At 63.9% G+C, this 15,666-nt stretch carries 14 protein-coding genes; 10 read left to right on the top strand and 4 right to left on the bottom strand.

Annotated elements, in window-relative coordinates:
* Positions 1–174 precede the first annotated feature (174 nt).
* From ACVW1B_RS14790 to ACVW1B_RS14775, 4 genes are all read right to left on the bottom strand, one after another.
* Positions 175–1,209: an ABC transporter permease gene (locus ACVW1B_RS14790; RefSeq protein WP_038385101.1), complete on the bottom strand. Its 1,035-nt coding sequence runs from the start codon at positions 1,207–1,209 to the stop codon at positions 175–177.
* Positions 1,210–1,303: 94 nt separating this feature from the next.
* Positions 1,304–2,806 (bottom strand): sugar ABC transporter ATP-binding protein, encoded by a 1,503-nt coding sequence (locus ACVW1B_RS14785; protein WP_253639759.1) that lies wholly within the window; start codon positions 2,804–2,806, stop codon positions 1,304–1,306.
* Between the two features lie 9 nt (positions 2,807–2,815).
* Positions 2,816–3,853, bottom strand: coding sequence for a sugar ABC transporter substrate-binding protein (locus ACVW1B_RS14780; protein WP_016848453.1), 1,038 nt, complete (start codon positions 3,851–3,853; stop codon positions 2,816–2,818).
* Between the two features lie 88 nt (positions 3,854–3,941).
* Entirely contained in the window at positions 3,942–4,367 is a 426-nt protein-coding gene (locus tag ACVW1B_RS14775) for a globin (RefSeq protein ID WP_456821718.1), read from the bottom strand.
* Positions 4,368–4,794: 427 nt separating this feature from the next.
* On the opposite strand from ACVW1B_RS14775, the gene ACVW1B_RS14770 reads away from it, so the two are divergent.
* The 10 genes from ACVW1B_RS14770 to ACVW1B_RS14725 all read left to right on the top strand — a co-directional run bounded on the left by ACVW1B_RS14770 (position 4,795) and on the right by ACVW1B_RS14725 (position 15,607).
* A complete protein-coding gene (locus ACVW1B_RS14770; RefSeq protein WP_456821717.1) occupies positions 4,795–5,196 on the top strand; it encodes a DUF2946 domain-containing protein in 402 nt (133 codons plus the stop codon).
* Between the two features lie 82 nt (positions 5,197–5,278).
* Positions 5,279–7,687: a TonB-dependent receptor family protein gene (locus ACVW1B_RS14765; protein ID WP_456821716.1), complete on the top strand. Its 2,409-nt coding sequence runs from the start codon at positions 5,279–5,281 to the stop codon at positions 7,685–7,687.
* An 11-nt stretch (positions 7,688–7,698) separates the two neighbouring features.
* Entirely contained in the window at positions 7,699–8,925 is a 1,227-nt protein-coding gene (locus ACVW1B_RS14760) for a sialidase family protein (protein WP_456821715.1), read from the top strand.
* Positions 8,922–9,419 carry a TlpA family protein disulfide reductase gene (locus ACVW1B_RS14755; protein WP_225647468.1) on the top strand — a complete coding sequence of 166 codons (498 nt, stop codon included), beginning with the start codon at positions 8,922–8,924 and terminating at the stop codon, positions 9,417–9,419. The genes ACVW1B_RS14760 and ACVW1B_RS14755 overlap by 4 nt, the downstream gene beginning before the upstream one ends.
* A gap of 35 nt (positions 9,420–9,454) precedes the next feature.
* On the top strand, positions 9,455–9,961 hold the full coding sequence (locus tag ACVW1B_RS14750; protein WP_253608467.1) for a copper chaperone PCu(A)C: 507 nt from the start codon (positions 9,455–9,457) through the stop codon (positions 9,959–9,961).
* A 7-nt stretch (positions 9,962–9,968) separates the two neighbouring features.
* Entirely contained in the window at positions 9,969–10,496 is a 528-nt protein-coding gene (locus ACVW1B_RS14745) for a YcnI family copper-binding membrane protein (RefSeq protein ID WP_253608468.1), read from the top strand.
* A 3-nt stretch (positions 10,497–10,499) separates the two neighbouring features.
* A complete protein-coding gene (locus ACVW1B_RS14740) occupies positions 10,500–12,062 on the top strand; it encodes a copper resistance CopC/CopD family protein (protein WP_456821714.1) in 1,563 nt (520 codons plus the stop codon).
* A gap of 164 nt (positions 12,063–12,226) precedes the next feature.
* Positions 12,227–13,546: a proline--tRNA ligase gene (proS, locus tag ACVW1B_RS14735; protein ID WP_456792300.1), complete on the top strand. Its 1,320-nt coding sequence runs from the start codon at positions 12,227–12,229 to the stop codon at positions 13,544–13,546.
* Positions 13,547–13,618: 72 nt separating this feature from the next.
* Positions 13,619–14,899 (top strand): lipoprotein-releasing ABC transporter permease subunit, encoded by a 1,281-nt coding sequence (locus ACVW1B_RS14730; RefSeq protein ID WP_028339647.1) that lies wholly within the window; start codon positions 13,619–13,621, stop codon positions 14,897–14,899.
* Between the two features lie 9 nt (positions 14,900–14,908).
* On the top strand, positions 14,909–15,607 hold the full coding sequence (locus ACVW1B_RS14725; protein ID WP_092077449.1) for an ABC transporter ATP-binding protein: 699 nt from the start codon (positions 14,909–14,911) through the stop codon (positions 15,605–15,607).
* Positions 15,608–15,666 lie beyond the last annotated feature (59 nt).

Here is a 15,666-nt window from a genome sequence, read left to right as displayed (position 1 = left end):
GCGATACACACTCGGCGTCGTCCCGGCGAAGGCCGGGACCCATAACCACCAACGATCATTGTTGAGCGACGCTGGAATGACGAGTTCCTTCAACAATACCCGCCGCGGCGTATGGGTCCCCTGCTTTCGCAGGGACGACGAATGGAGAGAGCTGTGTGCTCAGCTCCTTCATCCTTAATCCGCCGCCTGTTCCCGCAGCCGCTGCGCGTACACGTTGATGATCAGCGCCGCGAGCAGGATCAACCCGCGGATCAGGATCTTCAGGAAGCTGTCGATATTGACGTGGTCGAGGCCGTTGTTGAGAACGCCGAGCACGAACAGGCCGACGATGGTGTTGCCGATGCCGCCGCGGCCGCCGAACAGGCTGGTGCCGCCGACCACCACGGCCGCGATCGAATCCAGCAGATAGGTATCGAACTCGTTCTGCTGGGCGCTGCCGAAATGGGCGACGCCGAGCATGCCGCCGATCCCCGAGCACACCGCCGAGATCACCATCACACTGCCGAGGATGAGCTTGACGTTGAGGCCGGCAAATTCCGCGGCCTCGCGGTTGCCGCCGACCATGTAGACGTAGCGGCCGAACCGTGTGTAGGTCAGCACCAGGTGGCCGCCGAGCAGCATCACCGCGGCGACGATCACAATCCAGGGGATGCCGCCGATCGAGCCGGAGCCGAGCGTCGTGATCAGGTCCGGCACCTTGTAGGCGATCTGGCCGCGCACCAGCAGCGCCGAGACGCCGGCCGCAATCTGCATCATGGCGAGCGTCATGATGAAGGAGGGGATGCCGATCATGGTCAACCCCAGCGCGTTGACGAGGCCGAGCAGCGCGCACAGCGCCAGCGCCAGCAGGATCGCGACGATGCCCGGCATCGGGACATTGGCGATGTTGACGTAGGATTCCTGCAGCGTGAAGTACGCCACCGCAATGCCGGTGACGTTGGCGATGCTGGCGATCGACAGGTCGATCTCGGCGCACAGGATCACGAAGGTGAGGCCGACGGCGATGATGCCGGTGACCGACACTTGCGTGAGGATGTTGCCGACATTGTCGATGGTGGCAAACGACGGGCTCGCGATCGCGAAGAAGGCGCTGAGGAAGATCAGCGTCAGGAACGGCGCAATGTTGCGCATCTGCGAGCGCAGGAAGGGCGCCAGCCCGCGCGACCGCTGGTGATCCGCTCGCGCCGTGGCGCCGTCACTGCTTGCCATCATGTCTCTCCATCAAGCGCGATGAGGTGGTCATCGCGCTTTCTCTGTTTGTTTGAGCATCGGAAAACCGCTTCGCACTTTTCCGGATCATGCTCTAGGCCGCCTCCAGCAGCCGGTCCTTGCTGACCGCTTCGCCCGCGAATTCGCGCACCACCGCGCCGCGCTTCAGCACCAGGATCCGGTCGGCCAGCGACAGCACCGTCTCCGGCTCGGTCGACAGCACGATGATCGCCAGCCCCTTGGCGCGGAGATCGCGCACGATGTTGATCACGTCGTTCTTGGCGCCGACATCCATGCCGCGGGTCGGCTCGCACAGCACCAGGACGCGCGGCGGATAGGCTAGCCATTTCGCCAGCGCCACCTTCTGCTGATTGCCGCCGGACAGCATGCCGAGATCGAGGCCGACCACCGGCGGCCGGATCTGCAGTTGCTCGACCTGGCGCTGGGCGATCGCACGCTCGCGCACCGGCTTGAGCAGCAGCGCCGAGATCCGTTCGAGGATGCTGATCGAGATGTTCTTGTAGACCGGTTCCTGGTGGAACAGCATGGCGCGCCGGCTTTCCGGCACCAGGGCGACGCCGGCCCGTCGCGCCGCCGCGGTGCTGCGAAACGTCTTCGTGGCGCCGTCGACCGCAAGCGTTCCGCCGTCGGGTCGCAGCTTGCCGAACAGGATGCGCGACAGCTCCAGCTGCCCGCAGCCCATGAAGCCGTAGATACCGAGCACTTCGCCGGAGCGGGCCTCGAACGAGACGTCCTGCAGGCTGCGGCGCAGCGAGAGCTGATCGACCTTCAGCACCGCCGCGCCTCCGCTCGATTGCGGGAGCATCAGGTCATCGGTGTAGCTGTGTTCCAGCGCCTCGCCGCCGCGGCCGATCATGGCCTCGATCAGGGCGCCCTTGGTGGTGTCCGCGGACGCGGTCTCCGCGATCTTCCGCCCGTTGCGGAACACCGTCACCACGTCGGAGACCCGCAAAATGTCCTCGATGAAGTGCGAGATGAAGACGATGCTGGTGCCTTCGTCGCGCAGCCTGTGCAGCGTCGCAAACAGGCGTTCGACCTCGGGCGGAGAGAGGGCGGAGGTCGGCTCGTCCAGGATGATGATGCGTGCGCCGGAAAACAGCACGCGGGCGATCTCGATCAGCTGCTGCAGGCCGATCGGCAAATCGCCGAGCCGCGTCATCGGGTTGACGTCGATGCCAAACCGGGCCAGCTGCTCGCCGGCCTCGCGCGCCATCCGCCGCCATTGCACGAAGCCGAGGCGGTTGGTCGGCTGGTTGCCGAGGAACACATTCTCAGCGACCGTGAGATCAGGCGCGACGCTGAGCTCCTGATGCACCATGCCGATGCCGGCGGCGTGCGCGTCACGGGTGGAGCGGAAGCGGGTCTCCTTGCCGTCCAGCATGAAGCGGCCGGAGAACTCCGGATGCACGCCGGCGATGATCTTCATCAGCGTACTTTTTCCGGCGCCGTTCTCGCCGACGAGACCATGGATCTCGCCGGCGTGCAGCGCGAAGTCGATCCCACGAAGGGCTTCGACGCCGCCGAAGGCCTTCGTGATCTGGTGCAATTCGAGGATCGCCGAGCGTCCCTGCGTCATGAGGCCCGCTCAGATCAGGAAATGATCCTCCATCCATTGCATGCCGGCGGCGTTGGCCTTGGTCACGACGGGACCGTCGGTCACGACATTCTTCGGAATGCCCTGGCCGCTCTTTTCGCCGCCGACCACGGCGGCGACGCCCGCGACGATCGCGCCGCCATGGATGCGGCAGGACGGATTGCGGACGGTCGCGAACATGCGGCCTTCGCTGACCGCCTGAATCGCCGGCGGCATGGCGTCGACACCGCCGATCAGGATGTTGGTGCGGTTGCGCGCCTTCATGATGTTGTAGGCGGCGAGCGCCATGTCGTCATTGTGGAAGAAGGCGGCGTCGATCTGCGAGTATTTGGTCAGATAGGTTTCCCAGAGCCGGGCGGTCTTCGAGACGTCCCAGTCGGCGGGCTGCGTATCCAGCACCTCGATGTTCGGGAACTGCTTGATGACCGAGTTGAAGCCCTTGGCGCGGCCCTGCGCGCCGGTATGGCCGAGCGCGCCCTGGGTCATGATGACCTTGCCCTTGCCGCCGATCGCGTTGCACAGCGCCTGCGTTACGGAGGCGCCCATGAACTCATTGTCAGGTGCGAGGAACGAGTGGACGTTAATTTGATCGAGAGGAGCAATAAGCGTGTCCATGTCGATCACGGGGGTCCCGGCGTCGATCATCTTCTGCACCGGCTGTGTCAGCGTGCCGATGCCGAACGCTTGGATCGCGACGAAGTCCCATTTCTGCGACGCCATGTTGTCGATCGCGGCGCGCTGCTTGACGGCATCGAGCTGGCCGTCGAACCAGGTCACCTCGACGTTGAACAGCTTGCCCCAGAACTCGGCGGCCTGCTTGCCTTGCGCGCACCATGTCGCCTGCAGTCCGGCATTGGAGAACGCCGCCTTCAGCGGCTTTTCCGAGCGTCCCATTTCGGCGGCGAGCGCGGACGTCGTCATGCCCATTCCGCCGAACAGGCCGGCCGCAGCTCCACCTGCCGCCGCCATCTGCAGAAGGTCGCGCCGCGTCGTCGACGCCTTGTCCATCCCCTTGTCGGTCCCTGGCATTGCTTGCTCCCTCTTCGTTTTTCTGACCGTCGGCGTCTATTGCACGCGCCGCGGATAAAGCGAGTGTGTCACAATCGGAACGGTGACGCTACGGCCTCTCTTCCACGAGATGTTTCTGCTGCAGCACGATGGCTTCGATGTCGCCGAGCAGCTTGTGCCACGCAGCATCGATCTCCGCAGTCCACTGCTCGCCGAGAATGTCGCGCAGCGTATCGGCAATCACGGCGAAGAACGCGACGAACAGTTCGCGCGGCGTTCCGTAGGCGTCGTGTGAGAACACTTCCGATTCGATCAGGCGAAAATGTCCGCGGCGCTCCCCCGCGAAATCGAGGATGGCTTCGATCGTCAGCGCCAGCATCGAGCCTTTCACCGGCTCGCTGCCTTCGGTGCGAAACATCGCCTGCGCTTCGGGATGATCGCCAAACAGGCGGCGATAGACTGACGGTGTCAGATCATCGCAAGCCGCGGCTGCGAGTTCAAAGCTGCGTTCGATCGGATTCGATGATGGAGTCATAGCGGATTGCGATCATCACATAAAAAAAGAGCAGGGCTGAAAGCCCTGCTCCAAAAATTGTGTCGACCCTATTTGCCCCAAAAATTCGATTTGATCTTGATTGATGGGGTGACGCTGCTTGTGCGCGTCGGGCTCCTCCCGAGACTTGGACCACCAGGACACACCTCGCGGCTGGCCTGAGCCCGAATTGGTAGACTATCTTTCCAGGCTTGTCATCATTTTCGGCAACGATTGTTCAATTTTCGAGCAATTTGCGAAATGATTGGGATGGCGCCACTGGCGGTTGTAACCGGAGATGCAAAACACGTGGCAGGGTAAGGGGATACGACTGATTTCGGAGTTGCCGTGACGCAAGTGCCACGCTCGGTTATTTCCGTCGGCTGGAAGAAACTGGACGCGTCGGCGATCTCGACTTCCGGCGTGCATGGTGGTTAGTTCCGTCCCGGATGGTTTTGCGATGCGCCGGCGGCTGAAGAATTTTCTGCCCATCGTCCTGGTTGCCCTGCTGGTGCAGATTCTTGCACCGATCGGGGCCTGCTGGGCGGCGAGCCTTGCCGCGTCCGATCCGCTCGCGGCCGCCACCATCTGCCACGGCGATGCCGGCTCCGGAGCCGGGCAGGGCGACCAGACCGGTCACGACGCCCATGACGGCTGCTGCTCGGCGTGCAGCGTGCTGCAGACCGGTGCGCCCGTTGATAGCCCGCAAGTTGCGGCCCAGGCTGTCGAACGCCTGCCGAGCCGGATCGCCTGGCTTGATTTCGCCTCCGAGCTCGATCGTTCGCGCGCCGGCCTCTCGGCGCAAGCCCGCGCCCCGCCGCTGTTTTCCTGACGACCTTGTCGCTGCCGGTGCGTCCCGCGCCGGCAAGTGCCCTTGAGCAAGCCGGCCGAAGTGCCGGTGTCAGGATTCATCCATGTTTCGCTATCACCCGCTGGAGGCGGCAAGCATGCTCGCGCTGGGCGCGACGCTTTGCGCATTGCCGTCCGCTGCCGAAGCCCAGGCGCCCAGCACAGAGCTACCCTCCGTCACCGTCGAGGCGCCCCGGACGGCGGTGCGCGCCAAACCGGCGGCGCTGAAGCCGCGCGCTCGTGCGGCGTCCGTGCGGCGGCCACCGAAGCCGGCGACAGCGCCAGCCGTGACGGCGGCCCCGGCGGGCGGCGCGAGGCCGGGGGAGACGCTTGCCGCGACCCGCGACGGTTTGAACCGGGCGCCGACAGGCCAGACGCAGACGACCATCGACCGCAGCCAGTTCGACAACCGACCGGCGTTCTCCGTCGCCGATGTGCTGCGCGACAGTCCGGGCATCTCGATCAAGCAGGGCAACGGCCCACGTGATTTCGGTATCTCGATCCGCGGGTCGAATGCGCGGAACGGCTTCGGCATCCGCAACCTCGTCATCTTCGACGACGGTTTCCCGGTGACCCAGCCGGACGGCCTGTCGCGCAGCGACCTGATCGATCCGCATGCCTATGGCGCCATCGACGTGGTCCGCGGGCCGTCATCGGCGCTCTACGGCAATTATGCGACCGGCGGCGCGCTGAATTTCAGGACCCGGCCGGGCGGCACGATCGACGGCGTCGAGTATGGCGTCGACGGCGGCAGCTTCGGTTACCTCAACAACTATCTCGCGGCGGGCAAGAAGGTCGGCAATTTCGAGGGCTCGCTGTTCGCGAGCGACGCGCGCGGCGACGGCTACATCGGCAACAGCTGGTTCAACACCCAGACCGTCAATTTCCTCGGCACGCTGCAGGTCACGCCGGACGACCGCTTCACGGTGAAGCTGATCAATAATGACCTGACGACGCGCCTGCCGATCCGCTCCTCGCTCAACCAGTTCTACCAGAACCCGTTCCAGCAGGGTTGCACGACCGGCGCGACGGCCGCGCCGGGATGCGCCACCGTGACGCTGTTCAACAATGGGTTCAACGCGGCGGCCGGGACCGACAGGGAGACCGCGCTTCAGGCGGGCCTTGGGCGCGACGACCGCCGTACCATCGTCGGCGGCCGCTGGGAGCACGACTTCGACAACCAGACCACCTGGCGCAACCAGTTCGTGTTCGACGACCGCAACATCAACCAGCCGACGGGATCGACGAGCGCGATCGGCGACTTCCCGTCCTACAACTACATGAGCGACGTCGTCAGACGCGGCGATGTGTTCGGACTGGATTCGACCACCTATTTCGGCGGCTTCTACAATACGCTCACCGCCTCGAGCGATACGCGCAATGTGATGCCGGGCGGAAATGCGACGCTCGGAAGCCTGTCGAGCAATTTGTTCAGCACGACGACAAATTACGGTGTTCGCGCACGCGAGGAACTGAAGCTCACACCTGCGCTGACCGCCGTTGCCGGCATTGGCTGGGAGACCACCAGTCTGACGGGGCGAAACACCGCCTATAGCTATGCCGGCGCGGCCGGGACCAGGACCACGGCGATCACGACGGCGGACCGGCAATTCCAGAATACCGCGCCCGAGCTCGCATTGCTGTACCGACTGAGCAGCGAGTGGCAAGTCCGCGGGCGGGTGGCAACCGGATACGGCACGCCGCAGGTCGGCAATCTGTTCGTCCTGCCGAGTGGCGCCTCGGGCAACAACACCCAGCTGCAGACGCAAAAGAATCTCGGTTACGATGTCGGTGCCGACTGGACACCGAACAACGCGCTCAAGCTCAGCGTCACCGGCTTCTACGAGTTCTTCAAGGACGAGCTCGTTTCTCAGGCCACGCCGCTTGCGGGCATCTCCTACACGTTCAACGCGCCGCGATCGGAGCATCGCGGCGTCGAGCTGGCCGCCGACTGGAAATTCCTGCCGGGCTGGCGGTTCTCGGCGGCCTACACTTATCTCGACGAGGTCTACACGGAATACGTCGAGAACATCACGAACGGCGCGGTGTTCAGCTTCAATCGCGCCGGCAACAAGATTCCCGGCATTTCACCGAACGAGCTCACGGCGCGGTTGGGCTACGACCAGCTGTCGGGTCAGTTTCAGGGACTTGGCGGGTTCGTCGAAGTGCAGTGGAAGGACAGCTTCTACATGGACAACGCCAACCTCTTGAAGGCGCCGGGCTATGAGCTGGTCAATCTCAACCTGCACTACAAGACCGATCTCGTCTCCGATTACTTCAAGGCGCTGAACCTCTACATCGAGGTGAGGAACGTTTTCGACCGGACCTACGTGGCGTCGGCGAACAACATCTCAAATTCGGTGACCGCGGCAGGCATTCAAAATCCCGCGAGCGTACTGGCGAACTCGACCAACTCGATCTATGCCGGATCGCCGCGCGCCTTCGTGGCGGGTATGAAGATTGCGTTCAAATGAGGAGCGCATCGATGACCTATCGCAAACCGGTCGCCCTGACGCTGCTTGCAACGCTCGTGCTCGCGGCCTTGCCGAGCCTTGCCGTCGCACAGATGAGCCATCAGCACGCCTCCGAAGCGGCCTGCCAAGAGACGGACCTGCGCTGCGCGACCAAGGTCACGCCCGCCTTTGGCCAGGATGGGACATTGTGGCTGGCGTGGATGGCCGGAGGTCAGATCTCCGTCGCGAGCTCAAAAGACCAGGGCAAGAGCTTTTCCACACCGGTGCAGGTCACCCGGGAGCGGCTCAATCTCGATTGGGGACCGGATGCGCGGCCGAAGCTTGCGATCGATGCCAAGGGCAACATCGCTGTGGCCTTCTCGATCTTCCGCGATCAGAATTTCAACGGTCAGGTGCTGACCACGCGATCGACCGATGGCGGGCGCAGCTTCGAAGCGCCGAAGCCGATCACCGCGAGCAATGAGAGCCAACGTTTCGAGGCGATTGGCTTCGATCCTGCGGGGGCGGTGTTTGCCGCGTGGCTCGACAAGCGTAACCGCGTGCCGGCGCAGCAGCGCGGCCAGAAATATGATGGTGCCGGATTGTTTTTCGCGTCATCCGGAGATGGCGGAGCAACCTATTCCGACGCGCGGCTCGTCGCCGACAACACCTGCGAGTGCTGCCGCCTTGCGCTGGCATTCGATGGCGCGGGCCGTCCGGTGGTCGTGTTCCGGAACATCTTTGAGGGTGGCGTGCGCGACCATGCGATCGTGACGTTCTCCGACCTGGCTACGCCCGGCGAGATCGATCGGGTGAGCCACGACGACTGGCAGATCGCGGCCTGTCCGCATCACGGTCCGAGCCTGACGATATCGCGCGAAGGAACCTACCATGTGACGTGGTACACCAACGGCAAGGCGCGCAAGGGATTGTTCTATGCGCGCTCGCACGACGGCGGCAAAACCTTCTCCGATCCGCTTCCGGTCGGTCAGCCGAACCGCAGCCCGTCACGGCCGCAGATTATCGCGGGGCCGCAGGGGCTTGTCATGGCCTGGAAGGAATTCGACGGGCAGAAGACGACAATCGATCTCATGACATCGCACGACGATGGAGCGACATGGTCGAAGCCAAGGGTGATCGCGGATACCGCCGACAGTTCCGACCATCCGCTGCTCGTCTCGGACAGCCGGCAGACCTATCTGTCGTGGATGACGAAGGCCGACGGCTACCATTTTCAAGCGATCGAGGGCGAACCATGAAGCGTTATCTGCTCGCGGCGCTGGTCCTGCTCGCAACGCTGCCGTCCGCATTGGCGGCGGGAGAGGGCGCGCCAAAGCCGTTCGAACGCGGCAGCTGGCAGAAGCTGCTGCATGCGCATGCCGGTCGTCCGACCCTGGTGCATTTCTGGGGAGTGACCTGCGGACCATGCAAGGTCGAGCTGCCGGAGCTTGGCCAGTTCATGAAGGATCATCCCGGAATCGATATCGTCACGATCAGCGCGGATCTGGTTCCCAACCTTCCGGAAGCGACGCGATCGATGCTGGATCGCGCCGGCCTCGGCGCGGCCGAAAACTGGATCTTCGACGACGGCTTTGCCGAGCGGTTGAGATTTGAGATCGATCCGGCCTGGCAAGGCGATATCCCGCGAACCATGCTGATTTCCCGGGATGGAACGATCACGACGATCGAAGGGTCGGCCGAAATCGCCGATCTGAACAAATGGTCCAGCGCCCAGTCGGCAGCAACCCGATGACACTTGAATTTCAACTTGAAAGGAAATCCGTCGCCATGAAGACGCTCTCCCGCATCCTTGCCCTCGCAGCGCTGACCGCTGCACTCGTCTCGACGTCCGCGCGCGCGGAGGACGTCAAGGCCGGCGATCTCGTGATCACGCAGGCCTGGACGCGCGCAACGCCGAACGGTGCCAAGATCGGCGGCGGCTACCTGACGATCGAGAACAAGGGGACGACGCCCGACCGGCTGGTGTCAGGCACCGGCGATGTTGCCGGCAAGATCGAAGTCCACGAGATGTCGATGGACAATGGCGTGATGAAGATGCGTGCGCTCGACAAGGGCCTCACCATCGAGCCCGGCAAGACCGTGAAGCTCGCGCCGGGCGGCTATCACCTGATGATGTTCGATCTGAAGAATCCGCTGAAGCAGGGCGACAAGGTGCCGGTCACGCTCGAGTTCGAAAAGGCCGGCAAGGTCTCGGTCTCGCTGGACGTGCAGGCCGTCGGCGCGCAGGGGCCGGGCGGCGGTCATTCCGGTCACATGGACATGAAAAAGATGTGAGGCAGCCATGCGATCACAGACGCTCCTCATTGCCACGGCGGCGCTGCTCGCAGCGCAGCCGGCGATCGCGCATATCACGCTCGAAGGAAAGCAGGCGGTGGTCGGATCGTACTACAAGGCGGTGTTCGCCGTGCCGCATGGCTGCGCGGGCTCGGCGACAATCAAGATCCGGGTGCAGATTCCGGAGGGTGTGATCGGAGTTAAGCCAATGCCGAAGGCGGGTTGGACTCTCGATACGGTCACCGGCAAATACGCCGCGCAATACGACTATCACGGCGCCAAGCTTTCCGAGGGCGTCAAGGAAGTCGCCTGGAGCGGTGGCAAGCTTGCGGATCAGAACTACGACGAGTTCGTGATGCAGACGTTTGTCACCGATACCTTGAAGCCCAACACCACGTTGTACTTTCCGGTCGTGCAGGAGTGCGAGCAGGGCGTCAGCCGCTGGATCGATACCCCAGCCGACGGGCAGGGCGGCCGGCACGACCATGGCAGCAAGACACCGGCTCCCGGCGTCAAGCTGCTGCCGAAGTCGTAAGCGATGCGGCTGGTCGCAAACCTCGCAACGCTGCTCGTGGCGCTGTGTCTTGCGACCTCGGCCCATGCGCATGCCGTCCTGATCGGCGCAGAACCGGCCGACGGCAGTGTGATGGCTGAAGCACCCAGGACGGTGGTGCTCCGCTTCAACGAAGCGGTGGCGCCGACGGCGGTCAGCCTGCTCGACGCTGCGGGCAAGCCGCGCGACGTCGCGATCCGCGCCGTCGACCAGTCGGTGGTGGTGACGCTGCCGGCGGGCCTGCCGCAGGGCACGCAGGTGGTCAGCTATCGCGTGGTGTCGCAGGATGGCCATCCGGTCGCCGGCTCGTTGCTGTTCTCGATCGGCGTCGTCACCGGCTCGGCGGCGCCGTCAAGCGACGGCGTGCTCCATGCACTGATCTGGCTCGCGCGGCTCGGGCTCTATCTGGGCTTGTTTGTCGGCGTCGGCGGCGTGTTCTTTGCCGCCTGGATCGGGCAGGGCCCGGCCGGCGAACGGTTGATCATGTGGTCGCTGAAGATCGGCCTTGTCGGCGCGATCGCGTCGCTTGGACTGCAGGGCGTCGACCTCTTGAACCTGCCGCTCTCGGGCATCGTGACGTGGGCGGCGTGGGCCAGCGCCGCCGGCACCAGCCTGTTCCCATCGCTGCTGCTCGCGATGGCCGCGATGCTGATCGCGGCGATTGCCTGGCGCAGCCCGTCGTTCGGTGCAGCCTTTACCCGCACTGCAATCGCAATGATCTGGGTCGGGCTGTCGTTTGCGGTCAGCGGCCATGCCGCCACCGCCTCGCCGCAATGGCTGACGCGGACCGCGCTGTTCATCCACGGCATTGGCCTGGCGTTCTGGATGGGCGCGCTGGCGCCGCTGGCAGTGCTTGCCTGGCAGCGCAAGGATTCGCTGCTGCGGGTGCTGCGGCATTTTTCGACGCTCGCGGTGCCGGTCGTCGCATTGATCGCCTTGTCGGGCCTGGCGCTCGCCATCGTCCAGCTCGAAAGCTTTCACGCGCTGATCGACACCGGGTACGGCAACATCCTGGTCGCGAAACTGGTGCTGGTGGTGCTGCTGCTCGGGCTCGCTGCGCTGAACCGGTTGGTGTTCACGCCGGCCATCGCGCGCGAGTTTCATCGGACACGGCCGCTGCAGCGCTCGATCGGGCTCGAATTCGTGCTGATGATCGCCATTCTGGGCCTCGTCGCACTCTGGCGCTTCACGCCGCCGCCGCGCGTGCTGGCGATGTCGGCCGATGTTCCGCTCGCGGTCCACATTCACACTGATGCCGCGATGTTCCAGGTGCTAATCGCGCCGGGCAAGGTCGGGCCGAACAACTTCGTGCTGCAGCTGATGAACGGCGATGCCAGTCCGTTCGCGGCCAAGGAAGCGACGCTGACGCTGAGCCTGCCCGAGCGCGGCATCGAACCGATGGAACGCGCCGCGGCGCGCGGTGCCGATGGCTATTGGCACGTGCGCAAGGTGCCGCTGCCGGTGCCGGGCCGCTGGCACATGCAGATCGACGCCCTGGTGACCGATTTCAAGAAAGTGACACTGGAAGACGATTTCGAGGTCAGGTAAAGCCGCGGTCGGCGCGCTCGGCACTTCGATGGTACGCAATTCGTTCAAATGGCCGAAAATCGCCTGATTTGAAGGGTTTTTCTTATTTGGCGGCCTTGTGTTTTCACAGCCGATCCGGTTTCACTGCAGCTCTTCCCACGCTTTCCTGATTCCCGAGTAACGCCATGCGATTGTCGCGGTTTTTCCTGCCCATCCTGAAAGAAAACCCGAAAGAGGCGGAGATCGTCTCGCATCGGCTGATGCTGCGCGCGGGCATGATGCGGCAGGAGGCTGCCGGCATTTATGCCTGGCTGCCGCTCGGCTTCCGGGTGCTGAAGAAGATCGAGCAGATCGTTCGCGAGGAACAGGACCGCGCCGGCGCGCTCGAGCTCTTGATGCCGACGCTGCAGCTCGCCGATCTCTGGCGCGAAAGCGGCCGCTACGACGCCTACGGCCCGGAGATGCTGCGCATCCTCGATCGTCACAAGCGCGAGCTGTTGTACGGGCCGACCAACGAGGAAATGATCACGGAGATTTTCCGCTCCTACATCAAGTCCTACAAGAACCTGCCGCTCAACCTCTACCACATCCAGTGGAAATTCCGCGACGAGCAGCGTCCGCGCTTCGGCGTGATGCGCGGCCGCGAGTTCCTGATGAAGGACGCCTATTCGTTCGACCTCGACGAGGCCGGCGCGCGGCGCTCCTACAACAAGATGTTCGTTGCCTATTTGCGCACCTTTGCGCGGATGGGCCTCAAGGCGATCCCGATGCGGGCCGAGACCGGCCCGATCGGCGGCGACCTCAGCCACGAATTCATCGTGCTCGCAGAGACCGGCGAGTCCGGCGTCTACATCAACCGCGATGTGCTGGACCTGCCGGTGCCGGGCGCGGACGTCGATTATGACAGTGATCTAACGCCGATCATCAAGCAGTGGACTTCGGTCTACGCCGCGACCGAGGACGTCCACGAGGCTGCGCGCTTCGAACAGGAAGTGCCTGAGGCAAAGCGGCTGAACACGCGCGGCATCGAGGTCGGCCAGATCTTCTATTTCGGCACCAAATATTCCGAGACCATGAAGGCGATGGTGGCCGGTCCCGACGGCGTCGACGTGCCGATCCATGGCGGCTCCTACGGCGTCGGCGTGTCGCGTCTGGTCGGTGCGATCATCGAAGCGTGTCATGATGACGCCGGCATCAAATGGCCCGAGGCCGTCGCGCCGTTCCGCGCCGCGATCCTCAATCTCAAGCAGGGCGATGCCGCGGTCGATAGCGCCTGCGAGCAGCTCTATCGCGAGCTGTCGGCGAAGGGCGTCGACGTGCTCTACGACGACACCGACCAGCGTGCCGGCGCCAAGTTCGCCGCGGCCGATCTGATCGGCATCCCGTGGCAGATTCTGGTCGGACCCAAGGGGCTTGCGGACGGCAAGGTCGAAGTGAAGCGTCGCAGCGACGGCTCACGCGACAACATGAGCCCCGCCGACGTGGTCGCGAAGCTCGCGGGTTAAAGTTTATTCACGCCGTGCTGATCGGCGGGGTAATCCGGCCACATTTGGCCCGAATCATGGGATTATCGACAGATGGATGAGACCATGAGCGAGCCAGTCCGTACCCCGCCCTTTGCGCCATTCGAATGGCTGCTGTCCGGACGCTATCTGCGCGCGCGCCGCAAGGAAGGGTTCATTTCGGTCATCGCCGGCTTTTCGTTCCTCGGCATCATGCTCGGCGTCGCCACGCTGATCGTGGTGATGGCGGTCATGAACGGCTTCCGCAAGGAATTGCTGGACAAGATCCTCGGCCTCAACGGACACATTCTGGTGCAGCCGCTGGAATCGCCGCTGACCGACTGGAAGGATGTCGCCGACCGCATCAGCCAGGTGCAGGGCATCCGCCTCGCCGCACCGGTGGTCGACGGGCAGGGGCTCGGCTCATCGCCGTTCAACGCCGCCGGCGTCTTCATCCGCGGCATCCGCGCCGACGATCTCAACAACCTCACCTCGATCGCCAAGAACATCAAACAAGGCTCGCTCGAGGGCTTTGATGAGGGGCAGGGCGTCGCGATCGGTCGCCGCCTCGCCGACCAGCTTTCGCTGCATGCCGGCGACATGATCACGCTGGTCTCGCCGAAGGGCGCGGTGACGCCGATGGGCACCACGCCGCGCATCAAGCCCTACAAGATCACTGCGGTGTTCGAGATCGGCATGTCGGAATATGATTCGACCTTCGTGTTCATGCCGCTGACCGAGGCGCAGGCCTATTTCAACCGCAACAACGACGTGTCCTCGATCGAGGTGTTCACCACCAATCCGGACAAGATCGAAACCTATCGCAAGCTGGTGACCGAGGCGGCCGGCCGGCCGGTGTTCCTGGTCGACTGGCGGCAGCGCAATTCGACCTTCTTCAACGCGCTTCAGGTCGAACGCAACGTGATGTTCCTGATCCTGACCATGATCGTGCTGGTCGCGGCGCTCAACATCGTCTCGGGACTGATCATGCTGGTGAAGGACAAGGGCCAGGACATCGCGATCCTGCGGACCATGGGCGCCTCGCAGGGCTCGATCATGCGGATATTCCTGATCACTGGCGCATCGATCGGCGTCGTCGGCACGCTGGTCGGTCTGCTGGTCGGCTTGCTGATCTGCTTCAACATCGAAACCATCAGGCAATTCCTGTCGTGGCTCACCAACACGGAATTGTTCGATCCGACGCTGTATTTCCTGTCGAAGCTGCCTGCTGAAATCGATTTTGGCGAGACGCTCGCCGTCGTGATCATGGCGCTGACGCTGTCCTTCCTTGCGACGCTCTACCCGTCGTGGCGCGCCGCGCGCCTCGATCCGGTCGATGCGCTCCGGTACGAATAAGGAGCGCACATGGCGGAGGGGGCGGAAGACACACCGGTCGTCTATCTTCATGACATCAAGCGGGAATACCGGCAGGGCGAAGCGACGCTGACCGTCCTGAACGGCGCCACGCTCGCGCTGTGGCCCGGTCAATCGGTGGCGCTGGTGGCGCCGTCGGGATCCGGCAAGTCGACATTGCTGCACATCGCGGGCCTGCTGGAGACCCCTGATGACGGCGAAGTCTATGTCGCGGGCACGCCGACCTCGCAGATGTCCGACGTCGACCGCACCCAGATTCGCCGTTCCGATATCGGCTTCGTCTATCAATCGCACCGGCTGCTGCCGGAGTTCTCGGCGCTCGAGAACGTCATGCTGCCGCAGATGATTCGCGGCCTCAAACGCTCCGAAACCGTGAAACGGTCGACCGAGATTCTCTCCTATCTGGGGCTCGGCGATCGCATCACCCATCGCCCAGCCGAGCTCTCGGGCGGCGAGCAGCAGCGTGTCGCGATCGCGCGCGCGGTTGCCAACGCGCCCCGGGTACTGTTCGCGGACGAGCCGACCGGCAATCTCGATCCCGGCACGGCCGACCACGTCTTCAACGCGCTGATGCAACTCGTGAAGGCGACCCGGGTCGCGATGCTGATCGCGACTCACAATCTGGATCTCGCCGCGCGAATGGATCGCCGGGTGTCGCTGTCGAACGGACAGGTTGTCGAGCTCGAATAGTGCGCCGTCGCGTGAACTGGCTAGCGGTGCGCGTGAAGAAGCCGCGCTAAGACGAGAGA

Source organism: Bradyrhizobium sp. USDA 4502 (assembly GCF_054063355.1).
Note: the sequence above shows the minus strand (reverse complement) of the source record. Positions and strands in the feature narration are given on the sequence as shown.